Raw genomic sequence first — 16,277 nt, 5'->3', positions numbered from 1 at the left:
CGACGTGTTGTATTATGCATTCCTTTAATGAGCCTGCATCCCGTATCCCCCATCATCTTGAACGTAAAAATTCCACAAAATCCTCTGGGACTCTATTGAAAATGTCATCCCTTAACAGCCCCACCCGTCAGACCTCGAACCAAGGTTTTTGATCCAAACAAATACAGAATGATGAGTAATAAGGTCCCCAAAAAAGACACCAAACGCGTTATTTAGTGCAGCTATCAGAAGAGGGACATGTCAGGTTGTTGAAAAACTCGCACGTTGTGGCCGGCCGCACAATCTGCTTGGCTGCACGAAGAAAACCTGCAAAAATACATGAATTTGCGTCCTTGATCGCCTGGCCACGAACAATTCCTGCAAAAGTGCAGGCTTTTCACCGAACACATACCCTCATACTCACTTTCAACGAAAATTCCTGCACTTTTGCAGGTTTTTCGCCAAAACAAGCCAATTTCAGAGGGAAAACCTGCACTTTCGCAGGTTTTTTCCCTATAAGGCTGCCTTGCGCCCCCACTTCAGCTACGCAATCTGTACAGGAGAGGTATGGACTGGGGAAGAGTGGTTGTGCAGGTTTTCTCTCTGCCAAGCGACCATGCCTTCCTGCTTCAGCCCCACAATTCGTGCAGGAGAGGCGTGGGTTGAGGAAAACTACATTTGTCCATATGAATGCGGATTTTGTCCATAGTATTGAGTCCCGGGAAATAGGATAATGAATCCATATGTCCCGGAAAGGTGAGAAAAGCATGAGCATTACGTATGAACCGTCGCAGCAGTTGTTTCATTTGCAAAGCAAAGATATGAGCTACGTCATTCAGCTTGTTAAATCCGCTTACCCTGCGCACGTATACTGGGGGCGCAAGATCAGGGACGGCCGGCTCGCTTCGATTTTGCAATTCACCGAGCGCAGCTCGTTCTCGCCGAACCCGGTCCGCGAAGACCGCAGCATCTCGTTTGACACGCTGCCGCAGGAATACCCGGCTTACGGCACCAGCGATTACCGCGAGCCCGCCTATCAGGTGGCGCAGCCTAACGGGTCGACGATAACGGAGCTGGTCTATGACCGGCACCGCATTTATAAAGGAAAGCCGAAGCTGGAAGGGCTTCCGGCAACGTATACCGAGAGCGAAGCGGAAGCGGAGACGCTGGAGCTGGAGCTGGTTGACTCCGCGATTGGCCTGCGCGCCGTGCTCGTATATACGGTTTTCGCGGGGCATTCGGCGATTGCCAGGTCGGTGCGATTGACGAACGAAGGCTCCGCCGATCTCAAGCTGCTTCGCGCGCTCAGCGCGAGTGTGGATTTTAAGCACGGCGATTACGATCTTCTTCACTTGTCGGGGAATTGGGCGAGAGAAAGGCATCTGGGGAAAAGACCGCTTGGGCCCGGCAAGCTGACCGTAGAGAGCAGGCGGGGTTCGAGCAGCCACCAGCACAATCCGTTCATTGCGCTGATGGCGAAGGATGCCGGCGAGGAGCACGGGGAAGTGTACGGTTTCAGCCTCGTATACAGCGGCAATTTTGCCGCTCATGCCGAGGTCGATCCTTACGGCAGCGCAAGGGTTTCGATGGGCATCAACCCTTTTGATTTCAGCTGGCTGCTTCAGCCGGGCGAATCGTTCCAGACGCCGGAAGCCGTCATGGTGTATGCGGGCGGCGGACTCGGGGAGATGTCCCGGACGTATCACAAGCTGTACCGGACCCGGCTGTGCCGCGGGGAATTCCGCGACAAGGCCCGGCCCGTGCTCGTCAACAACTGGGAAGCGACTTACTTTCAATTCGATGCGGACAAAATCGAGCGCATTGCCCGCGCCGGTAAGGAGCTCGGCATCGAGCTGTTCGTGCTTGACGACGGCTGGTTCGGTAAACGCGAGAGCGACAACAGCTCGCTCGGGGACTGGTTTGTCAACGAGGCGAAGCTGCCGAAAGGGCTGGAGGATTTGGCGTCCAGGGTTAACAGCCTGGGCCTTGAGTTCGGCCTGTGGTTCGAGCCGGAAATGGTTTCCCCGGACAGCGAGCTGTACCGGAGCCATCCCGATTGGTGCCTGCACGTGCCGGACCGGAGAAGAACGGAAGGCCGCCAGCAGCTCATCCTCGATTTCTCGCGTCAGGACGTTTGCGACGAAATCGCCAAGCGAGTCGGCGATATTTTGCGCAGCGCCCCGATTACGTATGTCAAATGGGATATGAACCGCAATATGACGGAAATCGGCTCGGCCGCGCTGCCTCCCGAGCGGCAAAGAGAGACGGCGCACCGCTACATGCTCGGCCTGTACCGGGTTTTGGAGCAAATCACGGCGGAATTCCCGCATGTTCTTTTCGAAAGCTGTTCCGGCGGCGGCGGCCGCTTCGATCCCGGCATGCTGTACTATATGCCTCAGACGTGGACAAGCGATAATACGGACGCGGTCAGCCGGCTGAAAATCCAATACGGCACGAGCATCGTGTATCCGATCAGCTCCATGGGGGCTCACATATCGGAAGTGCCGAACCATCAGGTTCACCGCGTGACATCGCTCGAAATGCGGGGGCACGTTGCGATGTCGGGTAATTTTGGCTACGAGTTGGATTTGGCCAAGTTCGGCGAGCAGGAACAAGCGGAGGTTAAGCGGCAGATCGAGACGTACAAGCAGATCCGTCCGCTCGTTCAGTTCGGCGAGCTGTACAGGCTGCTCAGCCCGTTCGAGGGCGGCGAGACGGCCTGGATGGTCGTCTCGGAGGATCGCTCGGAAGCAATGGTTGCTTACTTCCGCGAGCTTGCAGAAGCGAATTCGCCGCTGCAATGGCTGCGGCTGAAAGGGCTCGATCCCGACGCCGACTATGAAATCGACGGCAGCGTGTACCCCGGCGATCATCTGATGTACGCCGGGCTCCCTGTCCCCAGGCTGCGTGGGGACTTCCAGAGCAAGCTCTGGCTGCTGCGCCGCAGCGTGTAAGCAAAGATTTGGAACTCGGCTCATCTTGCGCTAAAATGAGAGATAAACGCTATTATTCCATTTTCCGAGAGGAGCTTAGATCTTATGCTGAAACGCCCTGAAAGCAGTGAATATTACTCTTATGTCGCCGATTATATCCAACTGGTGCCGGACGGAGATTACATGCAGTTTCTTCGCCGCCAAGGGGAAGAAATAGAAGCGCTCTTGGCCCCTGTCTCCGAGGAGCAGGGGAACACCGCGTACGCCGCGGGCAAGTGGAGCGTGAAGGAAGTGCTCGGACATATAACGGATACGGAGCGGATCATGAGCTACCGGCTGCTGCGGATCGCCCGCGGGGACTCCGACATATCGCTGCCGGGCTTCGATCAGGATACGTTCATGCAAGCGGCCTCGTTTGCGAAGCTGACGCTTGCCGAGCTGCTGGCCGATTTCAAAGCTGTGCGCCAAGCCTCGCTGACACTATTCCCGACGATTTCGGACGAAGCCTGGGTGCGGACAGGTCTGGTTATCGGCAACCGGATATCGGCCCGGTCGGTCGCTTATACGTTTGCCGGTCATGCCCAGCACCATTTGCACGTTTTGAAAGAAAAGTATCTCGTCTAACAGCCGAAATAAAGCGCAAAAAGGAACGAAGCCCGAAAAGCTCCGTTCCTTTTTTTGCCGCAAGCAACTATGTACCAGAAAAATCTTGCATCGCCCTAATAGAGAGACAATGCAAGAGAATCTCTTTCGTTAAAAGAATGAAGAATCGCTTCACAGCCGATAATCTCGATGCTGATGATGGAATCGAGACATTTTTTGATCGCTCTGCGTCCTTTTACGACTTTAGCTTCCAGGGCGGATTTAAGCAAATTGAATTTCTTTTTATTTTTTTCATCTGAGTATACGGGCACTGTTTTGTTTTGAATTGTAATAAACATTTTCATGACTTTCACCATCCTAACAATTGGATATGACACTAGCATAAAGGACAATTATTAATCTAACATTAAAATAGTTTTACAGTTTTAAAACAATACCCCGGTTCACTTACCTTATACGAGGAAAAACGATGAAATGTTCCAGTTCGCAGAGAAATATTTGCCATTTTGGATGGAGCGGTATGCGGTCAGGAGCTTTTGTGGTATTTTTAGTTGAAACAGGGAGAGGGAATGGGGAGAGAATAGCATGTTTGGGATCGATAATTTTGCGGTTTTTATCATTTCCGGGCTTGTTTTGAATATGGTGCCGGGCAGCGATACGCTCTATATTCTCGGGAGAAGTATGGCGCAAGGCAGGTCTGCGGGAATGATGTCCGTGTTCGGCATAGTTTCGGGGGCTTTGATACATACGGTGCTCGCCGCTTTCGGATTGTCGCTCATTTTGATGAAATCGGTGATTGCGTTCCAGGTGATCAAATGGCTGGGAGCGGCCTATTTGATTTATATGGGGATTAAAACGTTCAGGTCAAAATCGCCGGATAACGGATCGGGTCAAATCGGACATGCGGCGCAGCGGAAAATATATGCGCAGGGCTTGTTTACGAACCTGCTCAACCCGAAGGTAGCGCTCTTTTATTTGGCGTTTTTGCCGCAGTTCGTTTCGGCGGACAATTCGTACGGAGCGCTGCCTTTTCTCATTCTGGGTCTGACTTTTATTGCAACGGGGACGCTCTGGTGCACCTTCATCGTGCTCGCCGCGGAATGGGCGTCGCGGCGGCTGCGGACAGGCTCGTTGTCCAATTACATGAACAAGCTGTCCGGCATTCTGTTTATCGGCCTGGGCATCCATCTGCTCAGAATGACGAAGCCTTAAGAATTCGGCTTTCCGGGCCTACTGCGGGGCCTGCTGCCTGAACAGCTTCGGCGAAATTCCGTACTTTTGCTTGAAGGCGCGGTGAAAGTACGGGTAGCTGCCGAATCCGCAAGTTTCCGCCACCTGCTCCAGCGACATGGAGCTGTCGTGCATGCGTTCGACTGCGCTGGACAGGCGAACCTCCAGGGCGTACTGGATCATCGTTTTGCCGAAGCATTCTTTGAACAGGTGAACGGCGCGGGAGACGCTGAGCTCGACGTGGTCGGCGACATCTTCGATTTTGAACGTCGATGTCGCATGCGCTTCGATAAACCGCTTCATCCTCGTCCCGGTAAAAGGTCTGCCCTGCAGCGTGATCGTCTCGCCGGCGGCTCTCTCCACATACAGGCAAAGCGCGCGCAGCAAATAGCCGCTGAGCTCCTTGTTTTCCTCTTCCATCCGCCGTTTTTCCAAAATGAGCTGGCGCCACAAGGAAATCAGCCTCGCATCCAAATCGATGCGGCTGCAGGTCGCCTTGGGCTTGCCCGCCCACCATGCCTCAATCCAGGAGCCTTTGCAAAACAAGTAATAGTCGCCGCTGGATATTTTGGCATCAGGCTGATCCGGCTGTCGATCGATTTTCAGCTCATACGGGTCGTCGGGCTGAAAAAGCAGCAGATCGCCGGCCTCCACCTTCCGCATGCGCCCATCCACAAGAGCTTCGCAGCGGCCTTCCGTCTGCAGGCGGAACAGGTAGGAGCTAAGTCCGCTTTTGCTGCTGACCTCGAATTTCTCCATATGATAGGAATAGCCGCAAGTTAAAATCTCCGTCTCCATTCGCTTCACCTTTCGTAGCCAAATAGGATATGTTCTGATTATATCGTGAATGTACAATATCCGCCACAATCCGTTATAATGATAATCAAATAGGTTCATTGTTTTTTAACAAAAATACGCATGATGGAAAAGAGGAAATCGAATGGAGCGCTTAGGAATCGGTCTTCAGCTGTACACGCTCAGAGATGATATGCAAAAAGATATGGAAGGAACGCTCCGCCATGTAGCCAAACTCGGTTACGAAGGCGTAGAATTTGCCGGCTACTACGGCAAGCCTGCCGGAGAGCTGAAGCAGCTTCTTGACGAGCTCGGCCTGAAAGCTATCGGCAGCCACGTAAGCCTGGATAATCTGCGCAACAATCTGCAAGGCGAAATCGATTATTTGAAAACATTGGATGCGAAATATATCATTTGCCCTTACGTTTTGCCGGAACAGCGCCAAAATGCGGACGATTGGAAAGAAATCATCAGCTTCTGCGAAAGCGCCGCCGCGGAGTCCAAAAAGCAAGGCCTGCAATTTTTGTATCATAACCATGATTTTGAATTTCATGAAAAGCTGGGCGGCGAGTTTGTTTTTGACGCCATGTATGCCAATACAGGCGACAGCGCGATCAATGTGGAGATGGACGTTTGCTGGGTTCAGTTTGCCGGCCAGGATCCGCTTGCCTATATCGCCAAGTATGCGGGACGTCTGCCGCTCGTTCACTTCAAGGATTTCACGAAAAATGAAGAGGGCAAAATCGTTACGCTGGAGCTCGGACTGGGCGATGTGCAGCTGGATAAAGTCATTGAAGCCGCAGAAAAAGCAGGCGCTCAGTGGCTCGTCGTCGAGCAGGACCACTGCCAAAAAGCGCCGCTTACGAGCGTTGAAAACAGCCTGAACTGGATTAAAGAACACTACACCGGAGTTCGCAGCTAATTATTCTAACAGACTTTGCTAAACAAAAGGAGACCACGAAACTATGAGCAAAATTAGAGTAGCCGTCATTGGATGCGGCTCGATTTCCAAGCATCGCCATATTCCCGAGTATGGCTGGAATCCAAATGTAGAACTCGTTGCATTTGCAGATCCGGTTGTAGAAAGAGCCGAGGAATACGCGCAAACTTACGGCGGCAAAGCATACAGCAGCTACCAAGAGCTGCTGAAGCAGGAAAAAGTGGACGCGGTCAGCGTGTGCACACCGAACTATTTGCACGCGGAAGTTTCCATCGCCGCGGCAAACGCCGGAGCGCACGTACTGGTTGAGAAGCCGATGGCTTCTACGGAAGAAGAAGCGAAAGCGATGATCGAAGCGGCGAAGAAGAACGGCGTATTTTTGATGGTCGGACACAACCAAAGATTGATGCCTCCGCACGTCAAAGCGAAAGAAATCCTCGATACGGGCAGGCTGGGTAAAGTGCTGACTTTCCGCACGTCCTTCGGCCATCCCGGTCCTGAGCGCTGGAGCATTGACGGCCGCGGCAGCTGGTTTTTCCGCAAGGAAGAGGCGATCATGGGCGCCATGGGCGATCTCGGCGTGCACAAATCGGACTTGATTCGTTGGCTGCTGAGCGACGAAGTAGCGGAAGTTGCCGCATTCGTAAACACGCTTCACAAAGAAGGAACGGCGGTCGACGACAACGCGACTTGCCTGCTGCGCATGAAAAGCGGAACGATCGGCACGCTCGTTGCGAGCTGGACTTACTACAAAGGCGAAGACAACAGCACCGTCCTCTGGTGCGAGAACGGCGTCATGAAAATCGGCACGCATCCCGAAGATCAGGTGATCGTCGAACTGCTTGACGGCTCTGTGGAGCGTTACAAAGTGGGTGCGATCGCGACCAACGAGAAGCAAACCTCCAGCGGTGTCATCGATGAGTTTATCGATTGCGTCAAACAAGGCAAAGCGCCTAGAATTTCGGGAGAAGAAGGCATGCGTTCCCTGAACGTCATTCTTGCGGCTTTCGAATCTCAAGCTACCGGCAAAATCGTGCCTGTTTCCTAATCAATTCGAACTTTAGCAAAAATCCCCTTGCGGCCTCCGTGCCGCAAGGGGATTTGTTCGTGCTGCGTCTATCTGCCGCCGATCTCGATCGGCCACGAATTCGAGCGTCCGATGACGGCTTCCTTGGAATCTTTCACGGTAACTTGAATGTCCCAAATTCCGGGCTTTAACAGATCGCCTTCGACTTTGGCCGTAAGGGACTGCTCATTTTGCCACGTCGTCGGCAGAGGCTTGCCGTTGAGCGTGGCGCAGCCGAGCGGAGGGAAGTTCGTTCCGGTCAGGCTGATCGTCACCGAGGACCGCCCTGAAAGGTCCTGAGTATCGGCTTCAACTTTCTCGATCGTAATCGGCCCGAAGCCAAGCATATACTTCGGATCGATAATCGGGGCCGTGTATTCTTTGTACGCATGGCGGCCGCCGAAAAGGATGTCGTACTGCAGCGTTTCGTAATCTTTCAAATCGGCTTCATCGATGTTCATCGCCGCGAACTTGTCTTTTGGAGGAATAATGGGTATTTTTTTTGACAGCTCATGTAAAAAATCGGTATAATAATTACCCCGCTGTCTTGAAAGTTCAATTAAGTAAGGCCCAAGAAATGAAGGGCTGAAATTCAGCCGGTCTTTCCGCTCCTTGTCGAAGTTGTTCCAGACGACCAGTGGAACGCTGTACATTTTTTTCAGGAAATCCGGATCGTCTTTGCCGCTAATATATTTGGTGTCGATATATGTAGCGTAGTCGTCTCCAAGCGACGGCAGATGGTCCCCCCAAAACGCGATAATGGTCGGTTCGCCGCTTTTCTCATAATGCTCGACAAGCGATTTCAGCATGTTGTCTGCGGCGCTGATGCCCTGTGCCAGCGTTTCCAGCATGCCCTGCGAGGAAGGCGCCATATTGCCCGACACATCGATCGTATTTTTCGGAAACTTGCCCGGGAAGTAGTGAAAATGATTTTCCATCGTATTGGCGAACACAAAATCGGGCCCTTCGCTTGAACGGGTGGCGCGGAATATATTTTCCGCCACTTCGCTGTCGGCGATGTACGGTCCGGAATAATTCGGCTTGAAGTATTCGATTGGAATATATTTCCTGAAACCGAAATCCTGGTAAACTTTGTTGCTGTTGAAATACCAGTTGTGAAAAGGGCCTATGGCCGTCGACGTGTACCCTTGACGCGCATAGATGGCGGCCAAAGAATCGACTTCATGCATAATAAACTGGTTGTAGGCGATCGAGCCTTGCGGCAGAAAACGCATGGAATTGCCGGTTAACACCTCAAATTCCACATTCGCCGTACCTCCGCCGTATTGCGGAGACAACATCCAGCCGCTGGTCGCTTCTTTTTGAAGCTTATGGAAGAACGGGATTGGGTCGCGGCTGAACTGTACGCCTTTAATCAGCGTAGGGTCCCAGAACGATTCGCTGAGCACGACAATGACATTGGGCTTGATGTCGCTTGGCACAGCGCCGGCTTTGTCCGGTTTGGCGGTCTGGCTGACAATGGCCTCAACCGCTTTGTCGTTGTAGCCGTCGCGCTGATCGCCCCACATCGTCTTGGCGTTAAGCAGGGCAGCAAGCGCGAAGCCGTTGTCTTTCGTATTTTCCGCCTGGTTCCACATGTTGGCTTGGATACCGAACCACTTTTGTATGGGCAGCGGCGAGTCGGTATAGACCGCGGCAAGCATCAGGATGCCCGCAAGGGCGAGCATTCCCCGTTCCCGCAAAGGCACCTTTTTCATAAACAACCGGGTTCTGTAGAGCAAAAAATAGCTGGCGCCGATAAAAAGTACCAGGCCTGCCAACACGTGCACGTTGAAAATGTTGGTCACATATTGGACCATATCCGAAGTTTCTCCGGTCAATACAAAATCCCACGGCAGCAGAGGCATTCCAAGTATTTTCAGCTTGACGCCGCTGACCAGCGCCAAAATTAGCAGGACGGCGCTGATCGCCCAATAGGCGACTTTCGTACGGCCGATGGCGGCCATAAACAGAAGCAGGAAGGCGAGGACGATCCAGACATTAAAGATGAGCTGCAGCATATGCCGGGCGCCCCAGGAGACGGTCTCGAAATAATGCCCCCGGCTTAATACTTCCATAATCGCTACCGGAACGAAAGCAGTCAGAAGCAGCGGCAGCCTTGCCTTGAGCACGCTCCAGATTCGGTTAAGATGTGTGTTCATGCCATTCTCCCATGAGATTTGATTAAGAAATTGTAAACAATATATGAAATTATAACATGGGAGTTTGGAATATTCGATGGGACATTTACTAAAATGTAAAGGAATATGAAAGGAATTTCATTCTTTGGCAGGAAAATAGCGGCTGCGGGGAGAAAGTAGTGAAAGCAGACACCATATACAGAGAAGGAGGAGATCATTCTGGCTAATCAGCAGGTGAAATTTCAAAATAAGGCGGCAATCCCTCTGCAGCACAAGAAGATGACCAAGCTTAATTTTATTAGGCGCACGGTCTTTCTAATATTCGGTGCAGCATTAATGGCGGTCGGTCTGGAAATTTTTCTGGTTCCCAACAAAATCATCGACGGGGGAATCACGGGCATTTCCATTATTTTCTCGTATTTGTTCGACTTACCCGTAGGTATCTTTCTTACCATTCTTAACCTTCCGTTTATTTACTTGGGATACAAGATGATCGGCAAAACGTTTGCCCTCTCCACCTTGTTCGCCATCCTCGTTATGTCCATCGGTACGGCATTGCTTCATCCCGTTCAACCTCTAACAATCGATCCGCTGCTTGCCACTGTCTTCGGGGGAATTATTCTCGGTGTCGGCGTCGGCATGGTCATCAGGTTCGGCGGTTCCCTTGACGGCTCCGAAATCGTCGCGATTCTCGTAACCAAAAAACTGCCTTTCTCCGTAGGCGAAATCGTCATGTTCATCAACGTCTTTATTCTCGGCAGCGCAGGGTTCGTATTCGGTTGGGACCGGGCCATGTATTCCTTGATCGCGTATTATATTGCTTACAAAATGATCGATATTACGATCGAAGGCTTTGACGAGTCCAAATCGGTGTGGATTATTAGCGACCGGTTCCGGGAAATCGGCGAAGCGCTGGTTGACCGGCTCGGACGCGGGGTTACTTATTTGGAAGGCGAAGGCGGGTTTTCCGGTGAGAACAAAAAAGTCATTTTCTGCGTAATCACCCGTCTGGAGGAAGCCAAGCTGAAATCCATCGTGGAAGAGCTCGATGCGAGCGCGTTTCTGGCCGTCGGCAATATCCACGATGTCAAAGGCGGACGGTTCAAGAAGAAGGACATCCATTAAGAGTCCGTTTACTTATTATCCCGTTCGAACAACCCGAGGTCGCGCACTTTTTGCGCGGCTTCTTTGCTGCTGGAACTGCCGAGCTTTTTTAAAATATGGCCGACGTGAATTTTTACCGTTCTTAGGGAAATGACGAACCGGTTTGCGATTTCCGTCTGGGTGTGGCCCTGATCGATCATTTCCAGCACCTGAAGCTCTGTCGGCGTAATCAGGTCGCTTACTTCCTTTATTTTGAACTGATGCTCGATTCGTTTCAGCCTGCGGAATTCTTCCCGCATCTGCTCGGCTACGGCCGCATTGATCGGCGCTTGCCGCCTGTGCGCGGCGCGAATCGCTTCAGGCAGCTCCTCGAAGCCGGATTTGATCTGATAATCGATGGCTCCCGCCTGAAAAGAACGGAAGATCAAATCTTTTTCCTCCATGGAAGTCAGCATAATCACTTTGATTCCCCATGCGTTCAGCGCTTGCTCCGCGAGGCGGACCCCATCCGGCTTGTCGTCCAGCATAATGTCCATCAGCGCGATGTCGGCAAGCGGCTCTGAATCGTTCAAAAGCACCTGCGCTTCTTCGACCGTGGAAGCGGTCGCCACCACGTCCAAATCCGGCTGGCGGTTCAGGTAAGCGGTCAATCCCCGCAGCCAGTCCCGGTCGTCCTCGACAATCCAAATTTTAATCGTTTCCATGGCAAGTCCTCCTGAGCGTTATACGTTGGCAGCTATGTTGATTCGACCAGGCACGTTTCCGGAAAAGAGAGAAATACGCTGGTGCCTTTGCCGGGTTCGCTCGCAAGCTGCAATGAACCACCGTGCTTCTTCATCACGCTGTAGCAATAGGCGAGCCCGAGTCCGAAATTGTTGCGGCTCCCGCTTTTGGTCGTATAAAATGGTTCCAAAACTTGTTTGATGGCCGATTTGTCAATGCCGATGCCGGTATCTCTCACTTCGAGCACCCAATGTTTCTTGGCCGGAAACAGCTTGACGGTAAGCTCTCCGCCGCCGGGCATCGCTTCGACCGCGTTCATCAGCACATTGGTCAGCGTCTCCGCGATCTGAATGCGGTCGAGCCGCAGCGTCAGCGCCGCGGGAACGCTGTGCTGCACCTGAACGCCGCTGAGGTGCGGCTGCAGCGAGAGCAGCGTGTCCTGCACCAGCTGCTGCAGGTTGACGGGAGAGACGGAGAGCGGGAGCTCCTGCGTCTGCTCGTGCACCCGGCTGATCATGTCGCGGATGTGCAGCGAAGCGTTCATGACGACTTCGATATCCTGCAGCAGCTCGGTTTGATTCGTCTCTTCGGCGTGCTGCTTCATTTTATCGAGAAACAGCCGCATTTTGCCCACATCGTTCTTGATGGCGTGGTTGAGAATCGCCGTTCCCGAAGTGATGGCGCGCAGCGTCGAGTCCAGCTTTCGCCGCTCGATCAGCAGTCTGATGCCGAGGAAGCCGTATTTGAAAAACGTATACACAAAGAACGGCACGACGAACGCCAAAATCCACTGATGATAAATCCACATCCTGTAATAGCCGAGGCTGGGCATCAAGTAATTGAGCACGGCGAAGCAAAGAATCGGCGGCAGCAGAGCGAGACAAGTGAACAAATGTGTCTGCCGCATGGCCGGAAGGCGCTCTTTTTTGACGATAATAAGCACGGAGCCCGCAATAATATAAGGTATGGCCCAGCTTGCAACGATCGGAAACGAGATCGGAATTTCTTCGTTATAGCCGGGCGTAAACAGCACGCACGCAAGCGGCGGCAGAAGCAGCAGGTACGGTAAATAACGGCGGATGGCCCCCTTCGGCCAGATCGGGTTGTACTGCAGCGCCAGCATGGCGAAGGAATAAGGAAGCCCGTAGTAGGAAAGCAGCGAGCTTGCCGCTTGAATGCGAAACAAGAGCAGGGCGATCGATTCGTTGGGAACGACTTGCTTTATATAAGGAACAAAGTCGCTGGACATGACGGCCGCAAGCGCGCCGATACCGCCGGTGAACGAAACCGCGCTCATCCAGCGCATCGTGCCTGACCGCGGGTCCACGAACAGCAATAGCAGGGCGATAATCCATAAAGCGAACAAAACGAAAAGCATGAAGCGGGAATCCTCCGTCATCAGATGTTTCCTTATATTGTGTCATGGAGCTTACTTTTGCACAAGAGTGAAGTTTGAAAAAGGCATCAAGCAGGAAATCGCCTCCAATTCTCGAATCTCCTTTTGGTAGGATTCGGAGAGGAGGAGACATAATAGACGAACGCAAAAGCCCGCTGGCTTCCTGTTTCGCCATTTTGGGGAAATTGCTGCTCACGCTGCTTTTTGCTACGATCATCACAGTGCTGCTAGCTTTCGCGCTTGGCGCAGTTGTCCTTGGCAGGCGGCCCGATTTGATGGGCGGCTCCGAATCGTCTTGGCAAATCGCCCAGTTGATTATGCAGGATCCTTTGTTTGCGCAAGGATCGATGTGGGCGCAATTCGTCGGTTTTGCAGGCGGCGTCTTTGCTGCGTACGCCTTATTCGAAAGGCGCAAAGGCTGGCCGCTGGGATTCGCCACGATCCGGTTCTGGACGAGGATCGGAGAGGGCTTTGCCGCAGGCTTTATTTTCATCACCGCGAGCTGTGCGCTCATCTGGCTGTTCCGGGGAGTGAGGCTCGCCTCGTTCGAATGGAGTTATTTCCTGGGAAAAGAATGGCTGTGGGGATTTCTGCTATTCATCGGCGTGGCATTGAACGAGGAGCTGTTTGCAAGAGGGTACTTGCAGGGGCTCGTTAAGAACCGTTTCGGCTCCGCGCCGGGCGTAGCGGTATCCGCACTCGTATTCGCTTTGCTGCACTCCTTTAACCCGGGAATGTGGAGCACGCCGCTGCCGATACTGAACCTGCTGCTGGCCGGCTTGCTGTTCGGCGTCAGCCGGGAAGCGTCCGGAGGATTGTGGATGCCGGTCGGCATGCATGTGTCATGGAATTTTTTTCAGGGAAACATTTACGGTTTCCTCGTTTCGGGTACGCCGACGGGATCGGCCATCCGGCTCGAACGAACCGGCAGCCCCCTGATTTCCGGCGGATCGTTTGGCGCGGAAGGCAGCCTTGTGACGACTTTCGTGCTGATTGCGGGAACGTATCTCGTCTATGCGTATTATCAAAAGAAGTCGCGATTTGCCGCTGTGGTTGGCAAAAGCGGCATATAAACATAAATACAAGGAGGCATTTTAACGATGAATCGCTATGAATACCATACGTCCAGCTGGGACGGCGAGCCGACGATCCGGCTCGTCGACCGAACTGCCGGGGCGGAGGCCGAAATCGTCCCGGCCGTCGGCTTTCACCTGTTTCGCTTCGATGTGCGAAACGAGGCTTACATCGCGAAGACGGCCACTTTGGCCGAGCTTCGCACCCAGTCTTCGCGCTACGGCGTGCCCATCCTGTTCCCGCCGGGGCGCGTCAAGCATGCGGCCTTCACATTCGAAGGCCGCGAATACCGGCTCCCGCGGAACCGGGAGCCGCACCATGCCCACGGCGAGCTGCGCGAGCGGCCGTGGAAAGTCGTCGCCGGCGGCGCGGACGCGGCCGGCGGGGCGTACGTCTCCGCGGAGATGGACTTCGCGGAGCATCCGGACATGCTGGCGTACTTTCCGCACGCCGCCAGCTTTCGGTTCACGTACCGGCTGCTGGACGGTACGCTGTCGCTCAGCGGTGAAGTCGTGAACCGCAGCGACCTGGCGATGCCGCTCTCGCTCGGCTTCCACCCCTACTTCGCGTTCGCGAAGGGGGAGGCCGCGCGAGTGCGCGTCTTGATCCCCGCCGCGGCGGAGTGGCCGCTGAGCGAGGACGGCTACGCGACGGGGCTGCCGGAGCCGTCGCCGCTGTGCGAAGCGCTCCGGCGCGGCATTGCGGTCGCGGAGCTGCCGGAGTACCCCGGCGGCTCACAGATGCTTGCGATAGCGCCGGGCCCGCAGACGTGCGAGCTTCACTATGAAGCGCGGGGCACGAAGCTTGTGTTCGACATGGGCGACAAGTTCCCGATCCATGTGCTGTATTCGGCGCCATGGACGGACGCAGTGTCGCTGGAGCCGTACACCAGCATCATGAACGTATTCAATGAGCCGTATCCGGCGCAAACGTCCGGGGCTCAAGGCCTAGCAGCAGGCGGCAGCTTTGCGTTTGCATGGTCAATTCGCGTAGAAGCATTGTCGTAAGCAGAAGAAATAAAAAAACCGAGGGCAGAGTGGTATGACCAAAGCCTCGGTTTTTTTATTTGAGAACATAGCCCGACTTCCACCGTCCACCGCACGCTGACCGCGCACCCGCGCGCTGGGGACCGCCCATGCGTGCAGAAAGCTGCACCATGTGTGGAGAGTCCGTACCGTGTATGCTGAGCTAAGGTCCCACCACCGCCCCACCGCACGCTGACGGTGCATCCGCGCGATGGGAACCGTAAACGTGTGCAAACCTCATCTGTATGGGCAGCCCCTTTGGTAACCCGCATCCCCGTTTTTCAGCAGTGGAAGCATGATCGCATAGTCACTACAGCCCGCTAACGCGCCTTGAATCGGCATAACAGCAGGTGGATGATATATCCTTCCGTCCATGCTGATCTGTGGCATGACCCGAAAAACCTGCGAAAGTGCAGGTTTTTTCCATAAAAATGGTTCATTTTGGCGAAAAGCCTGCAATTGTGCAGGAATGTTCGATAAAAACGAGTCCGAGCCCATTTTCGTGGCGGAAAGCCTGCACAGTTGCAGGAATTATTCGAACCAAGGTCATCGAGCAGCGAAGGGATGTGCGATTGCAGGTTTTTTTGCGCATTTGAGCTTCCCCTCGACCTGCGAGGGACTCCCAAGCACAATTGACGGCAAGCCCGCCGGTTTCCCGGCACTCAGGCGCGGTTAGTGCCCAGTACCGCTCGCCCCTTGTGCCCGGCTAGCCTGCCGTTCCCGGCGCTCGGGCTCGGCCCGTGACCTGCGGCGCGCACCCATGCGCCCTTGCGCCCGGGCTGGCCGCTCCTATTCGCGGGAGCACCGGACGTCCATGCGCAGCACTTTTCAGGCTACGGCAAAATCGAGCCCTCATAGCCGAATCCTTTTGCGGAAACCCCGGAATACGAATGGCGGTGGGGCGTATTGATGAGCCCTTCTTTTTGGGCGGATATTTGGAGATCTCCACGTCTGGGTGTGTTATACAGGTTGGGTTCGACGATGCCTTCCATCCTGTGAACGTGGTTTCCTCCCGGCAGCGGGATGGCGGGACCGGTTATGCCGGAATATTGGTGATAATGTCCGTATTTAATCCCGGAAATGCCTTTGTATTGGTGCACATGACCGTCGTCGTCGGTACCGTTGACGCTGAATGTGTAGAGGCGCAGCAGATGGTGATGACTCAGGTCCGTCGACGTAATGGCGATAAAAAAATGCGCGTGAGCCGGAGCGAATATCGTTTGCGGAAGCGGGAGAAAGCACTTCACGGCAAAAGCCCCCTTGTATCA

General features: G+C 53.8%; 14 protein-coding genes. 8 read left to right on the top strand and 6 right to left on the bottom strand.

Going from position 1 to position 16,277, the window contains the following annotated elements; genetic code table 11:
- Window positions 1-746: 746 nt before the first annotated feature.
- Entirely contained in the window at window positions 747-2,933 is a 2,187-nt protein-coding gene (locus tag AC0LWT_RS12765; protein ID WP_474681626.1) for an alpha-galactosidase, read from the top strand.
- Window positions 2,934-3,017: 84 nt separating this feature from the next.
- On the top strand, window positions 3,018-3,536 hold the full coding sequence (locus AC0LWT_RS12760; RefSeq protein WP_474681625.1) for a DinB family protein: 519 nt from the start codon (window positions 3,018-3,020) through the stop codon (window positions 3,534-3,536).
- Between the two features lie 95 nt (window positions 3,537-3,631).
- Here the strand turns inward: AC0LWT_RS12760 and AC0LWT_RS12755 are convergent, their stop codons facing one another.
- Window positions 3,632-3,859 (bottom strand): 3-dehydroquinate dehydratase, encoded by a 228-nt coding sequence (locus AC0LWT_RS12755; protein ID WP_474681624.1) that lies wholly within the window; start codon window positions 3,857-3,859, stop codon window positions 3,632-3,634.
- Between the two features lie 241 nt (window positions 3,860-4,100).
- Here AC0LWT_RS12755 and AC0LWT_RS12750 point away from each other — a divergent pair, with 241 nt between their 5' ends.
- On the top strand, window positions 4,101-4,727 hold the full coding sequence (locus tag AC0LWT_RS12750; RefSeq protein ID WP_474681623.1) for a LysE family translocator: 627 nt from the start codon (window positions 4,101-4,103) through the stop codon (window positions 4,725-4,727).
- Between the two features lie 18 nt (window positions 4,728-4,745).
- Here AC0LWT_RS12750 and AC0LWT_RS12745 read toward each other — a convergent pair whose 3' ends face one another.
- Window positions 4,746-5,543: an AraC family transcriptional regulator gene (locus AC0LWT_RS12745; RefSeq protein ID WP_474681622.1), complete on the bottom strand. Its 798-nt coding sequence runs from the start codon at window positions 5,541-5,543 to the stop codon at window positions 4,746-4,748.
- Window positions 5,544-5,685: 142 nt separating this feature from the next.
- On the opposite strand from AC0LWT_RS12745, the gene AC0LWT_RS12740 reads away from it, so the two are divergent.
- Window positions 5,686-6,462: a sugar phosphate isomerase/epimerase family protein gene (locus tag AC0LWT_RS12740; RefSeq protein ID WP_474681621.1), complete on the top strand. Its 777-nt coding sequence runs from the start codon at window positions 5,686-5,688 to the stop codon at window positions 6,460-6,462.
- 43 nt (window positions 6,463-6,505) lie between these two features.
- The gene (locus AC0LWT_RS12735; RefSeq protein ID WP_474681620.1) at window positions 6,506-7,528 is read left to right on the top strand and encodes a Gfo/Idh/MocA family protein; all 1,023 of its coding nucleotides are present in this window, start codon (window positions 6,506-6,508) and stop codon (window positions 7,526-7,528) included.
- A gap of 68 nt (window positions 7,529-7,596) precedes the next feature.
- On the opposite strand, the gene AC0LWT_RS12730 is transcribed toward AC0LWT_RS12735, so the two are convergent.
- Complete coding sequence (locus tag AC0LWT_RS12730) at window positions 7,597-9,708, bottom strand: LTA synthase family protein (protein WP_474681619.1); 2,112 nt, start codon at window positions 9,706-9,708, stop codon at window positions 7,597-7,599.
- Between the two features lie 258 nt (window positions 9,709-9,966).
- On the opposite strand from AC0LWT_RS12730, the gene AC0LWT_RS12725 reads away from it, so the two are divergent.
- Window positions 9,967-10,812, top strand: coding sequence for a YitT family protein (locus AC0LWT_RS12725; RefSeq protein WP_474681618.1), 846 nt, complete (start codon window positions 9,967-9,969; stop codon window positions 10,810-10,812).
- A gap of 8 nt (window positions 10,813-10,820) precedes the next feature.
- Here AC0LWT_RS12725 and AC0LWT_RS12720 read toward each other — a convergent pair whose 3' ends face one another.
- Together AC0LWT_RS12720 and AC0LWT_RS12715 are read right to left on the bottom strand one after the other, a co-directional pair.
- Entirely contained in the window at window positions 10,821-11,495 is a 675-nt protein-coding gene (locus AC0LWT_RS12720; protein WP_474681617.1) for a response regulator, read from the bottom strand.
- A gap of 32 nt (window positions 11,496-11,527) precedes the next feature.
- A complete protein-coding gene (locus tag AC0LWT_RS12715) occupies window positions 11,528-12,913 on the bottom strand; it encodes a sensor histidine kinase (RefSeq protein ID WP_474681616.1) in 1,386 nt (461 codons plus the stop codon).
- A gap of 53 nt (window positions 12,914-12,966) precedes the next feature.
- Here AC0LWT_RS12715 and AC0LWT_RS12710 point away from each other — a divergent pair, with 53 nt between their 5' ends.
- Window positions 12,967-13,983 (top strand): CPBP family intramembrane glutamic endopeptidase, encoded by a 1,017-nt coding sequence (locus tag AC0LWT_RS12710; RefSeq protein WP_474681615.1) that lies wholly within the window; start codon window positions 12,967-12,969, stop codon window positions 13,981-13,983.
- A gap of 27 nt (window positions 13,984-14,010) precedes the next feature.
- Window positions 14,011-14,991: an aldose 1-epimerase gene (locus AC0LWT_RS12705; RefSeq protein WP_474681614.1), complete on the top strand. Its 981-nt coding sequence runs from the start codon at window positions 14,011-14,013 to the stop codon at window positions 14,989-14,991.
- An 851-nt stretch (window positions 14,992-15,842) separates the two neighbouring features.
- Here AC0LWT_RS12705 and AC0LWT_RS12700 read toward each other — a convergent pair.
- Window positions 15,843-16,256: a YmaF family protein gene (locus tag AC0LWT_RS12700; protein WP_474681613.1), complete on the bottom strand. Its 414-nt coding sequence runs from the start codon at window positions 16,254-16,256 to the stop codon at window positions 15,843-15,845.
- Between the last annotated feature and the right edge of the window lie 21 nt (window positions 16,257-16,277).

This window comes from Paenibacillus sp. sgz302164 (assembly GCF_056120505.1).
Note: the sequence above shows the minus strand (reverse complement) of the source record. Positions and strands in the feature narration are given on the sequence as shown.